Genomic DNA, 15030 nt, shown 5'->3' with positions numbered 1-15030 from the left:
ACCGCATACGCACCGAAGGCATCGAGAAGAACACCCACGACAACCCCTTCGGCGCCGTCCTCTCCTTCCGCGGCACCGTCACCGACACCACCGTCGGACACACGCTCTCCGGCAAGGTCATCGAGCTCACCGACACCTTCCCGGTCCCCGACGCCAAGGCGTTCGAGGTCGGCCAGTGGTGGTCGGTGCAGGTGGACCCGGTCGCGGGCGGCGGCGGTGACGAACGCGAGCTGCAGAAGCTGGTCGAGGTCACCGAGATCGTCGATTCCGGGCACATCCGGATCGGCTACCTCAACGGCTGGGAGCTCGCCGAGGGCCGCAGGCTCACCTGGACCCGGATCGAACCGGTCCGGTCCACCCACATCCGCAACATGGTCTTCGAGGGCGCGGGCCCCGACGAGTACACCGGCTCCCACCCCGTCAGCTTCGAGTACGCCGTGGGCTGCGACGTCTCCGGGATCCACGCCACCGGCACCTTCTGGCCGGTCATCATGCGCCGTTGGTGCACACGCTTCCGCACCGAGGACTGCTCCCTGAAGAACCCGCCCACTGTCGAGTACGGCGGCGCGGGCTACCTCACCCAGCAGATCTACTGCCTGTACGGGCGGGTCGCGGACTGCACGACCAGCAATGTCCGCCACCTCAACGACCTCACCGCCTCCGCCTACTGCACCGTCGTGAACTGCCACGGAGACGGCGACGACGCGGGCGGCAACCCGTTCACGACACACGGACAGTACGAGCACGATCTGCTCTTCGATGGCAACTCCGGACTGATGGATATCGCCAACTCCGGCGCCCAGTGGGGCATTTCAGCCAAGCGGATCACCGTACGCAGACATGTCTGCTCCTGGTTCACCGCCAACACCAAGATCACCGATCTGACCCTGGAGGACATCACGGTGATCGCCCGCCCCACCTTCGACCAGGCCGGCACCCTCACCGTCAACGCCGACGGCGCCCAGGTGCGCGGCTGTACGGCGAAGACCTTCGCCGTCGCCCAGCGCTCCGCCCGCTCCACCCGGCCGACCACCATCAGCGACTGCTCCTTCGAGCCGCCCGCCGGAGCCGTCCTCGTCCAGACCCCGGTCACCGCGCCCGTGCACTTCGTGCGCTGCACGTTCAAGGGTGTCGACGGTGCGATCCTGCGCGGCGCGGGACCCGTCCACTTCACCGACTGCACTGTCACCGGCGCCGAGAACGCGGCCCCGCTCTCGGTCGGATCGGCCGAGCTCCGGATCGACGGCGGCAGTTACGACAACACCGGCATCGAGCTCAGCGCGGTGCGCGACCAGCGGATCACCGTCACCGGCGGCGCCCGACTCACCGGCAGCAACAAGGCCAAGGCGCTGCTCGGCCGGGCCGCCGGCGCCGGGAAGCTGACCTGGGACATCAGCGGTCTGGGCAGCTCAGCCGCCGGCCCGGACACCGCTCATGTCCGCATCGCCGACGGCACCAACCACTACGCGGCGACCGGCAGCCGCTTCACCGGCGGCACCCTCCACCTCGCCCCGGACGCCCTGGACTCGGTCCTGCACACCACCTGCGTGGAGGACGGCACCGAGCGCACCGCCATGCCCGCCAACGGCGACAAGGCGCGCACGGACGGGAACCTGACCCTGTGACCGCCACGATCCGCACCGCCACCCCGGCCGACGACCCGGCACTGGCCGCCCTGTGGCGGCGCTGCTTCGACGCCCCGCACCTCGCCGACCTGCACGCTCTCGACCCGGACCGCCACCGGCACACCTTCGTCGCGCAGAACGCCGCGGGAGACGGGATCGACGCGGTCGTCGTCTACGTACCGAGGCAGATCCGCGACGCGCACGGCACCCCGCAGCGGGTCGGCGGCATCGGCAGCGTCGCCACCCGGCCCGAGGCCCGCGGCCAGGGTCTCGTGCGGCGGCTGCTGGTGGCGGCGGAGCAGACGATGACGGCCGAACAGTGCGCCTGGTCACTGCTGTTCACCGGGACGCCGGGCGTCTACCGGGGCTCGGGATGGCAGGAGTTCGGCAGTACGTACACCGAGGGGCGGCTCGCTCCCTCGCCCGCCGCCGGGGCGTTCCGGATCCGCCCCGCCACCGCGCGGGACGCCGCGGAGCTGGCCGCGCTGCATCACGCGTACAACGTGGCCCGGCCGCTCAGCTCGGTGCGGGCGGCCGAGGACTGGGCGGTGCGGGTACCCGCCTGGTACGGCCCGCTCGAGCGCTCGCTCGTGGCACAGGACCCGGCGTCGGGGGAGCTCGTCGGCATGCTCGTGACCCAGCACGAGGAGGCGCACCTGGAGGTGCGGGAGTTCGCGGGCGCCCCTGAGTGCCTGGGCGAGCTGTACGCCGCCGCCGGCGAACGGGGCCGGGAGGCAGGGCTGAGCCGGGTCCGGGTCCGGCTCCCCGACGGCCCCGGGGTCCGGAGCGCGCTCCCGGCCCTGATGGCGGACGCCCGGCAGGTGACGGAGCACGTGGGCATGGCGCGCCCGCTGCTCGCCACCGAGGAGTCGGTGCGGGCCACGGTCACGGCGCCCGGTGCGGTCCACTGGTACGGCGACTGCTTCTAGACGAGGGGAGACGGGGCGCTCTCAGCGGCAGGGAGTGAGCAGGAAGCGCCCCACCAGACCGGCCCCCGCGTCCAGGCGGCGGCGGAACTCCTCGGCGAGCAAAGGCACTTCACGCAGTCGCCACAGCACCAGCGCCGCCGACCAGGCCGCCTCGCGGGCCCGCTCCAGACTCCACGAGCCGAACAGGTGGGTGAGCGGGTCCGCCAGTTCCAGCAGATCGGGGCCCGGCATCAGGTCCTCCCGGATCCGCTCCTCCAGCATCAGCAGGAGATCGCCCACCCGGTCGAACTCCTCCTCCAGATCGGGCGGGGCGCAGCCGAGCGTGCGGCAGGTGGCCACGACGGCGAGCGGCAGGTCGTGACCGATGTGCGCGTTGATGCCGGACAGGGCGAACTGCACTGGCCGTACGCCGGGATGGTGCCGGTACTGGAAGAGCGGATGCCAGCAGTCGGGCGTCCGCTCTCCCGTCGTCGAGGCGTCGACCGCCGACAGGTAGCGCTCGGCGAACCGCACGTCCAGCGTCTCGGCGGCCCGCCGGTCCGGGAACGCGCCGTCGTCGATCTGCTGCCGGACGGTCTCGGTGACCGTCAGATAGATGCGGTTGAAGACCGCCAGCCCGTCCTCGGCCCCGCCCGCCGGCGCCCAGGCGGAACTGAACGCGCGCATCCGCTCGATCACGGAGGCGATGCCGGGGACGGAGCTGTGCAACTGCTCGAACTGCGCCATGGGGGCAGCGTCCCAGCCCCGGTGCCGGGACGGCGCCGCCGGGCCCGGGGTTCATCGGAATGGGCGAACGGCCGTGACGCAGCCCCCGGGTCAGTCAGTCACCGGTGGCGCCGGCGAGGCGGTCCGCCGCATCGAGCTGATCCCTCAGGCCGAGCAACTCCCATCGCTGGAGCGCGAAGGGCGTGTTTCCCTCCCGCCACAGCCGGTCGTGGAACTCCTCCAGGTCGAAGCCGTCCCGCCCCGCCGCCTCGGCGAGCAGTTCCAGGAGTTGCAGCTTTCCCGTCTGGTAGCTGAGCCCCTGGCCCGGGTTGCCGAGGAAGAACACCGCCTCGGCCCAGGCCGTCGCCTCGTCCATCGGCACCAGTCGGCACAGCAGACCGGTGGCCTCGTCGACGGTGAGTTCGCCGAGGGCGAGACCGAGGTCGATCTCGACCCGCAGGGAACGCAGGCGCATGGCGTTGGCGATGAACTCGGTGCCGGTCGGGCTGGAGTCGCAGGCGCCCGAGAGCAGCATCAACTCCTCATTGTAGAACGCGACCCCCTCGTTGGGCACGGAGTCGTAGAAGTGCCGGCGAGCCGGATTCGGGTGGGCCCAGGAGAGGGCCAGCTGCTGGGCGTGGACGCCCTCATGGACGATCGCCGTCCGGGGATCGATCGCCGCGGCCCGTTCGAAGTACGGCAGTTCCACGTCCGAATCGGCGGGGACGTAACGTACGGCGTCGTCATGGGCGCGCGACGGCGAGGTCAGGTCGTCGGGGACGCCCAGCCAGGTCAGGGGGGCCAGGTACGGAGGGCAGACCGCGAAGCGGTAATGGCGCAGGGACTCGGGCTGTCCCAGGAGGCCGCGCTCGCGGTAGAAGCGGCGCATCTCGTGCTCCTGGGTCCGCGCCAGCGTGAGCTGCTCGGCCGCACTGTGCTGCTTCTCGGTCCCGGCGTGGGCGCGCACCCGCTGACGCAGGACGGCTTCCGTCGCGACGGCGCGGGTCCACTCCTGCTTGGCCTGCTCACGCAGCCGGTCCGCCCCGTACGGCAGCAGCGAGACGCGGTGCAGCAGGAACTCGACGGCCGCACGCCCCGCCGCGCCCTCGGCATGGAACCCGTCGTGGGCCTCGCGCAGCCAGTCGGCGAACTCCCGGACCGCCGCGGCGGCCCGCTCGGCGGCGGCGGGCAGACCGGCCGCCTGCGCGGTCGGCAGGTACGGGACCAGTGCGCTCATCGCGGTGGTGAGCGCATTGTCGGCGTCGGCGAGCTTGCGCAGGGCGGCCACCGCGAACGGCCTGGCCGCGGTGTCCGCCAGGTTCTCCCGCGCCTGGAGCAGCACCTGCGGTACGTGGTGCAGCAACCGGACGACGTCGTCAGCCCGTTCGGCCGTGAACGGTGTGGAGACCAGCAGCAGGTTGTATACCGGGACCAGGCTCTGGTCGATGTAGAAGCAGGGATCGCGCTGCCAGCCACGCAGCAGTTCCAGCTCCCAGTGCACCCGGTCGAGCGCGCATCCCAGGAGACGGAAGTCGATCTGCACGGAGACCGGTTCATCGGCGACGTCCAGGCGGCGGTGGCGCTCGTACCACTGCTCCATGCGCCGCCGGCGGGCCGCGACGGCGCCCGCCGACCAGTCGGGTGCCCAGCCGGGCGGGCGCTCCAGACGCGGCAGGTCGTCGCCGGAGTCAGGAGCGGTCGCCGCCCGCCAGAGCCAGAACTCCTCGGTGAGAAGCCGGAGTTCGTCCGGAGTTCGCGACATCACGCGCGACCGTAGAGGGCGGACGCGATGTCCTGCGGGCCGGAGATCTCGGTGAAGTGCTCCAGTGGCTGGTAGTCGGACGTGGCGTAGGCGCCCGATCCGTGCACGACGATGTCCTTTCCGGTGCCGCCGATCAGGCCGCGGTCGACAGCGTTCATCACTCCGGTCAGGCCCATGACCAGTGACTGCTCACGCAGCGTCGCGGGGTCCGCGGGCAGCGCGCAGCCGGTGCCGGAGAGCCGGTCCCGCAGCCCTTCGTAGCGCTCCCGGCACTCCTCGCCGGAGACCACGATGCCGTTGCCGCCGTACCGGCGGATCAGCTCGTTCATGGCGGGCGAGGTGACCGGGCGGTGAGTGTAGAAGGTCGGGTCGAGCACCTCGCCCGGGTCGGAGGTGACCTGGGGGAAGCGCGGGTCGGCGGACTGGTGGTACAGACCGTCCCTGAGCTCGTAGGCGGGCATGCCGTCGCGGCTGAAGTCGCCGTGCGCCAGGTTCAGCACCATGTCCGGGGTGCCCAGGTGCTGGACGAGCAGGCTCTCCGGCCGGGCGCCCTCGTCGGCCAGCCCGGCCCGCTCCAGTGCGGCGCGGCCCTCGTGGTAGCCGAGCAGGCCGAAGGCGCTGGACACGGCGTGCGCGTGGACCCGGCCGGCCCCGCCGTCCGGGAGGGCCCGCTGCTCGAAGAAGGCCCGTGCGGTGTCGGCGACCAGGTAGTTGGAAAGCTCCAGGGAGTACCAGAGGCGGGTGTCGAGGTGCTTGGACGCCTCGGTGGCGTACATGTCGACGAACTCCCGGCCGACGGCCTTGACCTGTTCGGACTCCTGTCCGGTGTAGAGGAACATCGGGTTCAGCGCGCGCAGCGTCGGGTCCTGCGACAGCCGGCTGTCGCGCAGCTTCGACCGGCAGGAGGCCGGGGCGATGATGACCACGCGCAGCTGTTCCGGCGTGACCAGACCGGCGTCGATGGCCCGCAGTACCGCGTCGCGCAGTGCGGTGCCCTTGTTGGCCGACGTCGGGGAGAAGATCGTGATGCTCTCGTCGTAGCGGCGGATGTACTCGACCGCGCGCGCCACCATCAGCAGTGACGGGAACGTCTTGGTGGTGCCCGTGCCGGGGTTGCCGGTGAGGTCCATCAGGTGCAGGCGGTGCTCGCCGTAGCCGCCCAGCTCGTGCCACTCGACGGTGGCGGCGGCGAAGAAGCGCCGCAGGTCGTCGTCGAGCTCGGGCAGCCGGAAGCCGGGCTTGAACGCGGCGGCGTCGTCGCGTGCCGGACCGATGTCGTCGACGATCCCCCCGATCGCCCGTCCGACCTGGTCGTAGTGGTCGAGAATGAGGTTGCCCGACCGTGCGGAAGCGGACCCGTCGAAGCTGGTCACGGACATGCTGGCTCCTAGGTAGGTGGTGAGGGCTCTGAGGGACAGCCCTCAGACGCGGTCGCGCAGGCGGTCCCGGAAGGCGGCCAGGCAGTGGGCGGCCTCCTCCAGGTCGGTGACGGGGAATCCGCCGGACAACTCGGAGGGAAGGTCACCGGGTGCGGTGCGGGTGAAGTGGACGCGGCCGTCCTCGATGACGACGCCGTCGTGGCGGGCGGCGTGCTCGTTGTACGCGACGGCCTCGGCGCGGCTCACCTGCTCCGGCAGGTTCAGTTCGACGTGCGGGGTGGGGCCGGCGGCCGTGATCCGTACCGGGTAGCCGCCGGGCAGGCCCAGCGGGCCGGGCAGGTTCGCCCGGACCTCCTGCCCGGCGAGCAGTTCGGTCAGCAGCCGGGCGGCGACGAATCCGGTGACGTGGTTGAGCTCTGCGCGGGAGGCCGCGCGCTGCTGTCGGAGCAGGCCGGCGACCCCGGGGACGGGCTCCTCGTCGACCCAGGCCCGGACCTCCTCGACGCCGGGCGGCGGGGAGTGCAGGTGCAGGTGGTGGGCCAGGACCCGCAGCCGGTGCCGCTGGGGGAGGGCGAGGGCCTCCTGGAGCCCGGTGGCGGTGAGTGCCGCATTGCCGATCCCGCACAGCGGGGCGACACCGAGGCCGGCCAGGGCCGGGTTCACGGCGTCGGGGAAGCAGCCGTTGAGCAGCCATCCCGAGGGGTGGTGCTCGGCCAGTGCCCGGCCCGCCTCTCGCGCGAACACCGCCTGGAGCGGCAGGGTCAGACCGAAGCCGGCACGCTGGATCAGCGCGGTCCAGGCCGACGGGGCGCTGATCCGCTCCCAGGGGGACTGGAGGGAGGCCGCCACCAGGACGGCTGTGGGGCGGGCTTCGGCGAGGGCTTCGGCCAGGGCTCCGGCGGCGGCCGGTTCGGCGGTCACCGGCCGGAAGGTGACCGTAGGAGGACTGTCGCCCGTGCCGATCGCGCGGGCGCCGCTGATCCAGCAGATCTCGGCGGTCTTCACCGGGTCGCGGCCCAGTACCAGGACCCGGACGGGCCGGGTGCCCGCGGCGAGCGCGTAACAGACCGCGCGGGCCAGCCCGCCGGTTCCGATGACGGCGACGGTCGGCCCGTGCGGCGGCGTTTCCCCGTGGGCCGGCATCAGGCGGTACAGGCCTGACGGAGCTGGTCCAGGTGCTTGAGACCGTCGAGGACCTCGGAGTTGGGCAGTCCGAAATCGATCAGGCAGGCCATTTCGTCCACCCCGGTTCCGCGCAGTCGCTCGACGATGCGCTGGGCCTTCGGCACGCTGCCGAGCAGGCCGCTCTCGTTGAAGTACCGCTCGAAGGCGCGCTCGACGAGGAAGTCGGTGTCGGCCGAGCGCATGGCCGACGGGTCGAGCTTGAGGGCGGCGACGCTGCGGGAGCCCACGAACAGGTTGAGGGACGTGCGCAGGTAGTCGGAGAGCGGGCCCCGGACCTTCTCGCGGATCGCGTCCTCGTCATCGCCGAGGAAGGTGTGCACCATCAGGGCCACATGGCCGCGGCCGCCGCCGGTGGCCTCGCGGAAGGCGGCGCGGTACTCCTCGATCTTGCCGCGCAGTTCGTCGGGATCCTGGCCCAGGAGATGCGTGAGCAGTCCGGCACCGATCTGCCCCGCGCGCCGGAAGGTGTCCACGTCTCCGCTGCTGGTGATCCAGACCGGGAGTTCGGGCTGGACGGGCGGCGGGAAGACCTTCACCTCGGTGGGGTCGCCGGCGCCGTCGAGTACGTACAGCGGCTCGCCGCGCCACAGTCGGCGGACCTCCTGGGTGTACTCGAACATCAGGTCCTTGCGCCGCGGATAGTTGTCGGGCGTGAAGGCGAAGTCGATGGCGCTCCAGCCGGAGGCGAAGGAGACACCGACCCGGCCGCGGGAGAGGTTGTCGACCACGGACCACTCCTCGGCGATGCGGGCCGGCTCGTGGGTCGGCGCCACGACACTGCCGGCTCGGATCCCGATCCGCTCGGTTATGGCGGCAACGGCCGCACCGGTCACCGCCGGGTTCGGGTAGAGCCCGCCGAATTGATGGAAGTGGCGTTCCGGTGTCCATACCGCCGAGAAGTCGTGCGTGTCGGCGAACCGCGCGCCTTCGCGGAGTAACTCGTAGCGGTCCTGTTCGCTTCCGGCGCTATCGGCAGAGAAATAGAAGAGGCTGAAGTCCATTAGGCCGTTCCTTGCGACTGTGCCGCTGCAGCGCGGATGTGGGACATTCTCCGTAACGGAGATGGATCTTGGCGTAGTTCTTAGCGGCACGTCAAGGGGTTTCCGGGGGTGGCGCCAAATGGGTGCAAATGGGCGAAGAGGGGCGTACTGGCCGAAGTGGAAAATGAAGGGGCCGTTCCGTTTACGCCGTGAGCGTGGGCCGGTGCCGCGGGTCGGCGCTTGACAGCGCCTTTGGCCCGAAGTAACACTGGGCCCACGTTTATTTCAACTTCGTGAAAGCTTGAGTAACTGGGGGCGAGCTTGAGTGAGGATGGTCGTATAGGCCGGGGGAGTCGCACCCGCTTAGGGTTTGATCCTCGGAACATTAGATCGGCTCTCTTACGGCATGCAGGCGTCGCGAAGGTGGCCATTGCAGAACAGCCGGACGGCGAGGGCGGCCGACACCTTCAGGCAACGGTGGTCCCGGCCGAACGCGCACTGCAAACCATGCGCAGATCGGTACAGGAGCGCCGCCTCGACGAATGGCGCATGATCTACGGTTCGGTCTACGAGGCCCAGCCGGATTCTCAGGAATTCGGTGAGAACTTCTCGGAATGGACCAGCAGTTACGACCGGCAGCCCATTGCCCGCGCGGAGATGGAGGAGTGGCGTGCCGGCACGGTCGACACCATTCTGGGGATGCGGCCCCGCCGGGTCCTTGAGATAGGTGCCGGCTCCGGGCTGATCCTCTCCCGGGTGGCACCCCGGTGCGAGAGCTACTGGGCCACCGACCTCAGCCGCGACGCGGTCGACATCCTGGCCCGCGCCGTCGGGAGAAACCCGCAGCTCGGCGGAGTGGTCGAGCTGAGGAACCAGCCGGCGCACGACTTCACGGGCCTGCCTTCCGGCTACTTCGACACCGTTGTCCTCAATTCGGTCATCCAGTACTTCCCCGACGCCGACTACCTCGCCGACGTGATCAAGGGCGCTCTCGCCGCCCTTGCCCCCGGCGGGTTCGTCCTGCTGGGCGACGTCAGGAACCGCCGCCTGCGGCGCAGCCTGTACGCCGCCGCCGAGCTCTACCGGTCGGATCCCGGCGCCACCGCCGCGAGCGTCGAGCGCGCCATGGAACAGCAACTGCTGAAGGAGCGCGAACTCTTCCTCGACCCGGAGTTCTTCACCGGATTACCGGCCCGGGTCGAAGACATCTCCCTGGTCGATGTCCGGCTGCGCCGCGGAATCCATCACAATGAACTGACGCGCTATCGATACGATGTGCTCATCGGCCGCGGCCCGGCCCGACCGCTTCCGCTCGACAATGCGGTGCGGCCGGTGTGGGGTGCCGAAATCGGCGATATCGCCGAACTGGAGAATTTCCTCACCCAGGAGAATCCCGCCGTGCTGCGCCTGAACGGCATACCCAATGCTCGGGTCAGGAACGAGACCGGTGCCTCGCGGGCTCTCGAAGAGGGCGCTTCCATGAGTTCTGTCATGGAAATACTGCGCGATATCTGTGCACCGGGATCCGGACTGGACCCGGAAGAATGTCATAAGCTGGGAAAGCGCCTCGGATATGCGGTGCGGACAACCTGGTCGGCCGGAAGCGCGGACGGGGACTTCGATGTCGCATTCGCGCTGCCTTCCCGTGTTCCAGCGGACACGCATTTCTCTCTGAGCCCCTCCACTGCCGGTCCAGGGTCTTCCCCCGGGCAGAGCATCTCTGTCCTCGACAGTGAGAGCACCGCCATATTCGCGGCATCACTCCAGGCATATCTGGCGAAGATGTTCCAGAACATCCCGCTCCCCCAGACCACGTTTGTGATAACGGAGGAACTTCCTGATGACCGGGGCTGATTACCGAGTGGTCGTGAACCACGAGCAGCAGTACAGCATCTGGCCCGTCGACCGGGAACTCGCACCGGGCTGGTCCGACGAGGGCACGCACGGCACCAAGGACGAGTGCCTCGCCCACATCGGCGAGATCTGGACCGACCTTCGCCCGTTGAGCCTCATCAGGCAGATGGCCGAGTGACACCGGCCGGTGCCGGACGACCTGACATCAGTGGGCTTTCAGGAGTGGGAGCACGGCTTTGGCATCAGTGACGGACATCGGATTTCGGCCGAGCAGTTTCAAGAAGGCGTTGGCGGAGGTTTCGTTCGCCTACGAGCAGGTTCCCTTCTTTGCCGAACACCTCGATGAGGCGGGCATCCGGCTGGAGGATGTCCGGACGGCGGACGACTTCCGCCGGATCCCGACCACGCAGAAGATCGATTACCGGCGGAACTTCCCCCAGGGCGTACTCGCCCGGGGCAAGACTCTCAGGGATCCGCTGACCTTGAAGAGCCAGAGCTCCGGTACCGGTGGTGAGCGGCTGACCACGATTACCCATACGTACGCGCTGGCCGAACGCATGCGGGCGACGCTCTTTGCCAACAAGGTGCTGGGCGAGGCCCTGGCGCGGTGCCGCTCGCACCGCCCGATCCGCTACGCGGCACCGAACTGCTCGGATGTCGAATGCGCGACCCCTTTCACCACGATCCAGGACCGCACGCTCCCGGACGGGACGCTGGTCCTGCCGGTCTCGCACGATGTGCTCGCCACCCCCGACCAGCTGGTGCAGCAGGCCATCGACGAGACCGAGGAGTTCGATCCGCACTGGTTCTACGCGGACGCGACCCACCTGGCCTTCCTGGTGCGCCAGTTGAAGGCCCGCGGGCTCAAGCCGCCGCAGGTCTCGGCCGTCGCCCTGACCTACACCCTGGTCACCGGTGTCGCACGACGCCAGCTCCAGGAATTCTTCGGCGCCGACATGCCGATGGCGGAGATCGTTTCGATGACCGAACTCGGCTGGGTGGCCATCGAGTGCCCGGCCGGGCGGATGCACGTCAACAACCAGACCTTCTTCGCCGAGTTCCTGGTGGACGGCCGGCCCGCCGGGCCGGGCGAGCGCGCCGAGCTCGTCGCCACCAGCCTCGGCGACCGGATCTCCCCGCACCTGCGCTACCGCACCGGCGACATCTACTCGCTCGGCGAGCAGCCGTGCGTCTGCGGCAGCGACCTGCCGCAGGCCACGCACGAGGGCCGGCTCACCACCATGATCAAGGTGGTCAAGGACGGCGCCCCGGCCCTGATCAGCCCCCGGGACGTGGACCGCGCCGTCGGCCCCGACCTGCCCATCGACGTGTACCAGCTGCGTCAACCGGCAAGCGGGGAGATGGAGTTCCGCTACATCCCGAGCGCCGGGGCGCGGGTCGACGAGAAGGCGCTGCGCGAGCGCCTCCTGGACATGCTGGGCACGACGACCTCGCTCGCGATCGAGTCGGTGACGTACATTCCGGCGGCCCGCACGGGCAAGTTCGCCTCCTGCGTCTCAGAGGTCACTCAGCCGGCTTCCAACGGGGGAGAGCAATGAGCATTGAGCCCACGCCTGCCGAGCGATGTCGTGACGACTTCCCGCTCCTTCGGCAGACCATCGACGGCCGGCGCATCGTCTACCTGGACAGCGCCGCCACCAGCCTGACACCCCGCCAGGTCACGGACGAGATGGTCCGTTATTACCACGAGGTCGGCGCGAACATCCACCGCGGCAAGCACTTCCTCTCCGAGCAGGCCTCGGACGACTTCGAAGCCGCCCGGGCCCGTACCGCCCAGTTCACCGGCTTCCTCAGCAGCGAGGTCGTCTTCACGGCCAACACCACCGCGTCGATCAACACGGTGGCCTCGGGCCTCGGACTGACCCGTGACGACGTCGTTCTCGTCCCCTTCGACGCCCACCACTCGGCCCTGCTGCCCTGGCGGCGGGTGGCCGATGTACGTGCCATCCCGGTCGACCGGTCCGGGGCCGTCGACCTCGACCGGTACGCCGAACTCCTGCGGGCCCGCCCCGCCGTCGTCGTACTCACCCACTGCTCGAACGTCTCCGGTGTCTACGCACCCGTCGCCGAGATGGCGGCGATGGCCAAGGAGGCCGGCGCGCTCACCGTCGTCGACGCGGCGCAGTCCGCCGGGCACCGCCGGATCGGCGGCGAGAACATCGACTTCCTGGCCTTCTCCGCCCACAAGATGCTCGGCCCGACCGGCATCGGTGTGCTCTGCGGACGCCATGAGCACCTCCAGAAGCTGCGCCCGACCGCCCTGGGCGGAGGAGTCGTCGACTGGGTGGACGCCGAGAGCCACACGATCCGCAAGGTCCCGCACTCCCTGGAGGCCGGCACCCCCGCCATCGCCGAGGCCTACGGACTGCACGCCGCCATCGACTACCTGAGCGGCATCGGCTTCGACGAACTCGCCAGGCACGACGCCGAACTCGCCGATGCCATGCTGTGCGAGACACTCAAACGTCCCCACCTGCGCATACTCGGCCCGAGCGAGCCGGCCGACCGCGCCGCGATCCTGAGCTTCGCCATCGACGGCGTCCACAACCTCAAGGAGATCGCGAAGATCCTCAGCGACTCCTACGGGGTGCTTTGCCGCACCGGCCACCTGTGCGCCCAGCCTTTCGTCGACCGGTTCACCGACGACGAGGTGCTCCGGGTCTCCGGATATCTCTACAACGACAGGGATGACATCGACGTGCTGTTCGCCGCCCTGGACGACGTCCTCGACTACGTGCGGGGGCAGCGATGAGCGGATCCGTCCTGGACCAGATACGCAGGACCATCGCCGAAGCCCCCGGGAACACGGCGATCGAGGGCCCGGCAGGCGCCCTCGACTACGCGGAGTTCGGCCTCCGGGCCGAAGCGCTCGCCGCCCGGCTGCGCGCCCACGGCGTCGCCACCGGAGCACCGGTCGCCGTCCTGGCGAGCCCCTCCCAGGAAGGCGTCATCGCGCTCGTCGCCGTCGCGATGGCCGGAGCCGCGTATGTACCGCTGTGCCCCTCGCTGCCCGGAGACCGGCTGCGCGCCATGGTCGAGGACTCCGGCGCACGGCTGCTGGTGCACACCGGGGCCACCGCCCCGCTCGCCACGCTCGGCGTTCCGGCCCTGCCCGTGCTCGACGACTCCGCGCAGGACACGTCGCAGCCCCCGGTTCCCGTTCCGGCCGAGTCCCCGGTCTCGGTGATCTACACCTCCGGCTCCACCGGCCGGCCCAAGGGCGTACTGATCCCGCACCGGGCCCTGGCCAACCGCGTCGCCTGGGGCCAGCGGGTCTACCCGCTCGGCGCCGGGGACCGCATCCTGCACCACACCCGCTACATCTACGACTTCTCCGCGTGGGAGGTCTTCGCCACCCTCTCCCACGGCGCCACCCTGGTCGCCCCGGAGCTCGCCAACTACCCGGACTTCCACGAGCTGGCCGAATCGCTCGGGCGGCTCCGGATCACCCACGCACACTTCGTGCCGTCCGTGCTCGCCGGAGTGGCCGGGCGTGAGGCCTTCGCCGGCTGCGACACGCTCTGCGTGCTCTTCTCCGGCGGCGAGACCCTCACCAACGACCTGGCACAGCGGGTGCGTTCGCTCTCGGACGCCACCCTCTACAACCAGTACGGCCCCACAGAGACCTGCGTCGACTCGACGTTCCACCGCTACGAGGCGGATGAAGCGGCCGGCTCCGTACCCATCGGCACGGCGATCGACGACACCCGGCTGTACGTGCTCGACGAAGCACTCGCCCCGGTGCCGGACGGCGCCGAGGGGGAGCTCTACGTCTCCGGTCCGGGCGTTGCGACCGGATACCTCGGACGGCCCGGCCTCACCGCCGAACGGTTTTTGCCCGATCCGCACAGCGGCGAGGCGGGCGCGCGCATGTACCGCACCGGCGACCTCGTCGTACGGCGCGGGGACGGAGCCCTGGAGTTCCGCGGCCGTGCGGACCTCCAGGTGAACCTGCGCGGGATCCGGGTCGAACTCGAAGAGGTCGAGAGCGTCCTGGCCCTGGACGACGACATCGTCGCCGCGGTCGCCGCGGTCGTCGGCGACGACAGCCCGGCGCTCGTCGCGATGGTCTTCGCGGCGGAGGGCGCGGTGATCGACCCGGTCAAGGTCCGCGGGGCCGCACAGCGCCGGCTGCCCGCCGCCCTCGTGCCGGACCAGGTCTTCCTGGGCGAGCGCCCGCCGCTCCTGCCCAGCGGCAAGACCGACCGGGCCGCCGTCCGCGAACTCGTGCTGCGCGAACGCGGGTCCAGAAGCGCCCGGCGCGAGGAACCCGCCACGGCCGAGGACGGCGTCGAACCGTTCATCACCGGGCTCTGGCGCACCTACCTGGACGTCGACGGGTTCGGGCCGGACGAGAGCTTCTTCGACCTCGGCGGGCACTCGCTGCTCGCCGTCGAGATGGTCAGCGAGGTCGGCGAACACCTGGGCATCGAGGTGTCCCTGGGCGAGTTCTTCGAGGAGCCGACCGTCAGGACCGTGGTCGCCCTGGCGACTTCGGCGCTGGGGGAGAAGACGGCGGACTAGGGACTGACCGGCGGATCAGGGTCGGACAATGCGCGGCGTCCGGTGCGGTGCACCGCAAGGCGCCGG

At 70.2% G+C, this 15030-nt stretch carries 12 protein-coding genes; 7 read left to right on the top strand and 5 right to left on the bottom strand.

The genetic code is table 11. From position 1 onward, the window contains the following. On the top strand, positions 1–1625 hold a 1625-nt coding region (locus ACIRJP_RS31585), incomplete at its 5' end, for a peptidase C14 (protein ID WP_404181462.1). Then, the gene (locus ACIRJP_RS31580) at positions 1622–2554 is read left to right on the top strand and encodes a GNAT family N-acetyltransferase (protein WP_404181459.1); all 933 of its coding nucleotides are present in this window, start codon (positions 1622–1624) and stop codon (positions 2552–2554) included. The genes ACIRJP_RS31585 and ACIRJP_RS31580, both read left to right, overlap by 4 nt. A 21-nt stretch (positions 2555–2575) precedes the next feature. On the opposite strand, the gene ACIRJP_RS31575 is transcribed toward ACIRJP_RS31580, so the two are convergent. From ACIRJP_RS31575 to ACIRJP_RS31555, 5 genes are all read right to left on the bottom strand, one after another. Beyond that, positions 2576–3280, bottom strand: coding sequence for a DUF5995 family protein (locus ACIRJP_RS31575; protein WP_404181456.1), 705 nt, complete (start codon positions 3278–3280; stop codon positions 2576–2578). 94 nt (positions 3281–3374) lie between these two features. Continuing rightward, positions 3375–5021, bottom strand: coding sequence for a DUF885 family protein (locus ACIRJP_RS31570; protein ID WP_404181452.1), 1647 nt, complete (start codon positions 5019–5021; stop codon positions 3375–3377). After that, positions 5021–6400: a DUF6002 family protein gene (locus ACIRJP_RS31565; protein WP_404181449.1), complete on the bottom strand. Its 1380-nt coding sequence runs from the start codon at positions 6398–6400 to the stop codon at positions 5021–5023. The genes ACIRJP_RS31570 and ACIRJP_RS31565 overlap by 1 nt, the downstream gene beginning before the upstream one ends. Positions 6401–6442: 42 nt before the next feature. Then, positions 6443–7543 carry a hypothetical protein gene (locus ACIRJP_RS31560; RefSeq protein ID WP_404181446.1) on the bottom strand — a complete coding sequence of 367 codons (1101 nt, stop codon included), beginning with the start codon at positions 7541–7543 and terminating at the stop codon, positions 6443–6445. Then, positions 7543–8586 (bottom strand): MupA/Atu3671 family FMN-dependent luciferase-like monooxygenase, encoded by a 1044-nt coding sequence (locus tag ACIRJP_RS31555; protein WP_404181443.1) that lies wholly within the window; start codon positions 8584–8586, stop codon positions 7543–7545. The genes ACIRJP_RS31560 and ACIRJP_RS31555 overlap by 1 nt, the downstream gene beginning before the upstream one ends. A 402-nt stretch (positions 8587–8988) precedes the next feature. Here ACIRJP_RS31555 and ACIRJP_RS31550 point away from each other — a divergent pair, with 402 nt between their 5' ends. Genes ACIRJP_RS31550 through ACIRJP_RS31530 form a run of 5 tightly spaced genes read left to right on the top strand, consistent with a single transcriptional unit; the run spans position 8989 to position 14964 of the window. After that, on the top strand, positions 8989–10419 hold the full coding sequence (locus ACIRJP_RS31550) for a class I SAM-dependent methyltransferase (protein ID WP_404181440.1): 1431 nt from the start codon (positions 8989–8991) through the stop codon (positions 10417–10419). Beyond that, positions 10406–10597 carry an MbtH family protein gene (locus ACIRJP_RS31545; protein WP_404181437.1) on the top strand — a complete coding sequence of 64 codons (192 nt, stop codon included), beginning with the start codon at positions 10406–10408 and terminating at the stop codon, positions 10595–10597. The genes ACIRJP_RS31550 and ACIRJP_RS31545 overlap by 14 nt, the downstream gene beginning before the upstream one ends. A gap of 58 nt (positions 10598–10655) precedes the next feature. Beyond that, positions 10656–11978: a phenylacetate--CoA ligase family protein gene (locus tag ACIRJP_RS31540; RefSeq protein ID WP_404181434.1), complete on the top strand. Its 1323-nt coding sequence runs from the start codon at positions 10656–10658 to the stop codon at positions 11976–11978. Further along, positions 11975–13192 carry an aminotransferase class V-fold PLP-dependent enzyme gene (locus ACIRJP_RS31535; protein ID WP_404181431.1) on the top strand — a complete coding sequence of 406 codons (1218 nt, stop codon included), beginning with the start codon at positions 11975–11977 and terminating at the stop codon, positions 13190–13192. Before ACIRJP_RS31540 ends, ACIRJP_RS31535 begins: the two co-directional genes overlap by 4 nt. Beyond that, entirely contained in the window at positions 13189–14964 is a 1776-nt protein-coding gene (locus ACIRJP_RS31530) for a non-ribosomal peptide synthetase (RefSeq protein ID WP_404181428.1), read from the top strand. The genes ACIRJP_RS31535 and ACIRJP_RS31530 overlap by 4 nt, the downstream gene beginning before the upstream one ends. Positions 14965–15030 lie beyond the last annotated feature (66 nt).

It is taken from the genome of Streptomyces sp. NPDC102437 (genome assembly GCF_044765565.1).
GTDB lineage: Bacteria > Actinomycetota > Actinomycetes > Streptomycetales > Streptomycetaceae > Streptomyces.
The sequence above is the reverse complement of the archived record's forward strand: the minus strand, read 5'-3'. Positions and strand labels throughout refer to the sequence as shown.

Excerpts from the sequence above, each read along its gene's own strand:
- ACIRJP_RS31575 (WP_404181456.1), bottom strand. The coding sequence starts at position 3,280 with ATGGCGCAGTTCGAGCAGTTGCACAGCTCCGTCCCCGGCATCGCCTCC.
- ACIRJP_RS31570 (WP_404181452.1), bottom strand. The coding sequence starts at position 5,021 with ATGTCGCGAACTCCGGACGAACTCCGGCTTCTCACCGAGGAGTTCTGG.
- ACIRJP_RS31565 (WP_404181449.1), bottom strand. The coding sequence starts at position 6,400 with ATGTCCGTGACCAGCTTCGACGGGTCCGCTTCCGCACGGTCGGGCAAC.
- ACIRJP_RS31560 (WP_404181446.1), bottom strand. The coding sequence starts at position 7,543 with ATGCCGGCCCACGGGGAAACGCCGCCGCACGGGCCGACCGTCGCCGTC.
- ACIRJP_RS31555 (WP_404181443.1), bottom strand. The coding sequence starts at position 8,586 with ATGGACTTCAGCCTCTTCTATTTCTCTGCCGATAGCGCCGGAAGCGAA.
- ACIRJP_RS31545 (WP_404181437.1), top strand. The coding sequence starts at position 10,406 with ATGACCGGGGCTGATTACCGAGTGGTCGTGAACCACGAGCAGCAGTAC.
- ACIRJP_RS31535 (WP_404181431.1), top strand. The coding sequence starts at position 11,975 with ATGAGCATTGAGCCCACGCCTGCCGAGCGATGTCGTGACGACTTCCCG.
- ACIRJP_RS31530 (WP_404181428.1), top strand. The coding sequence starts at position 13,189 with ATGAGCGGATCCGTCCTGGACCAGATACGCAGGACCATCGCCGAAGCC.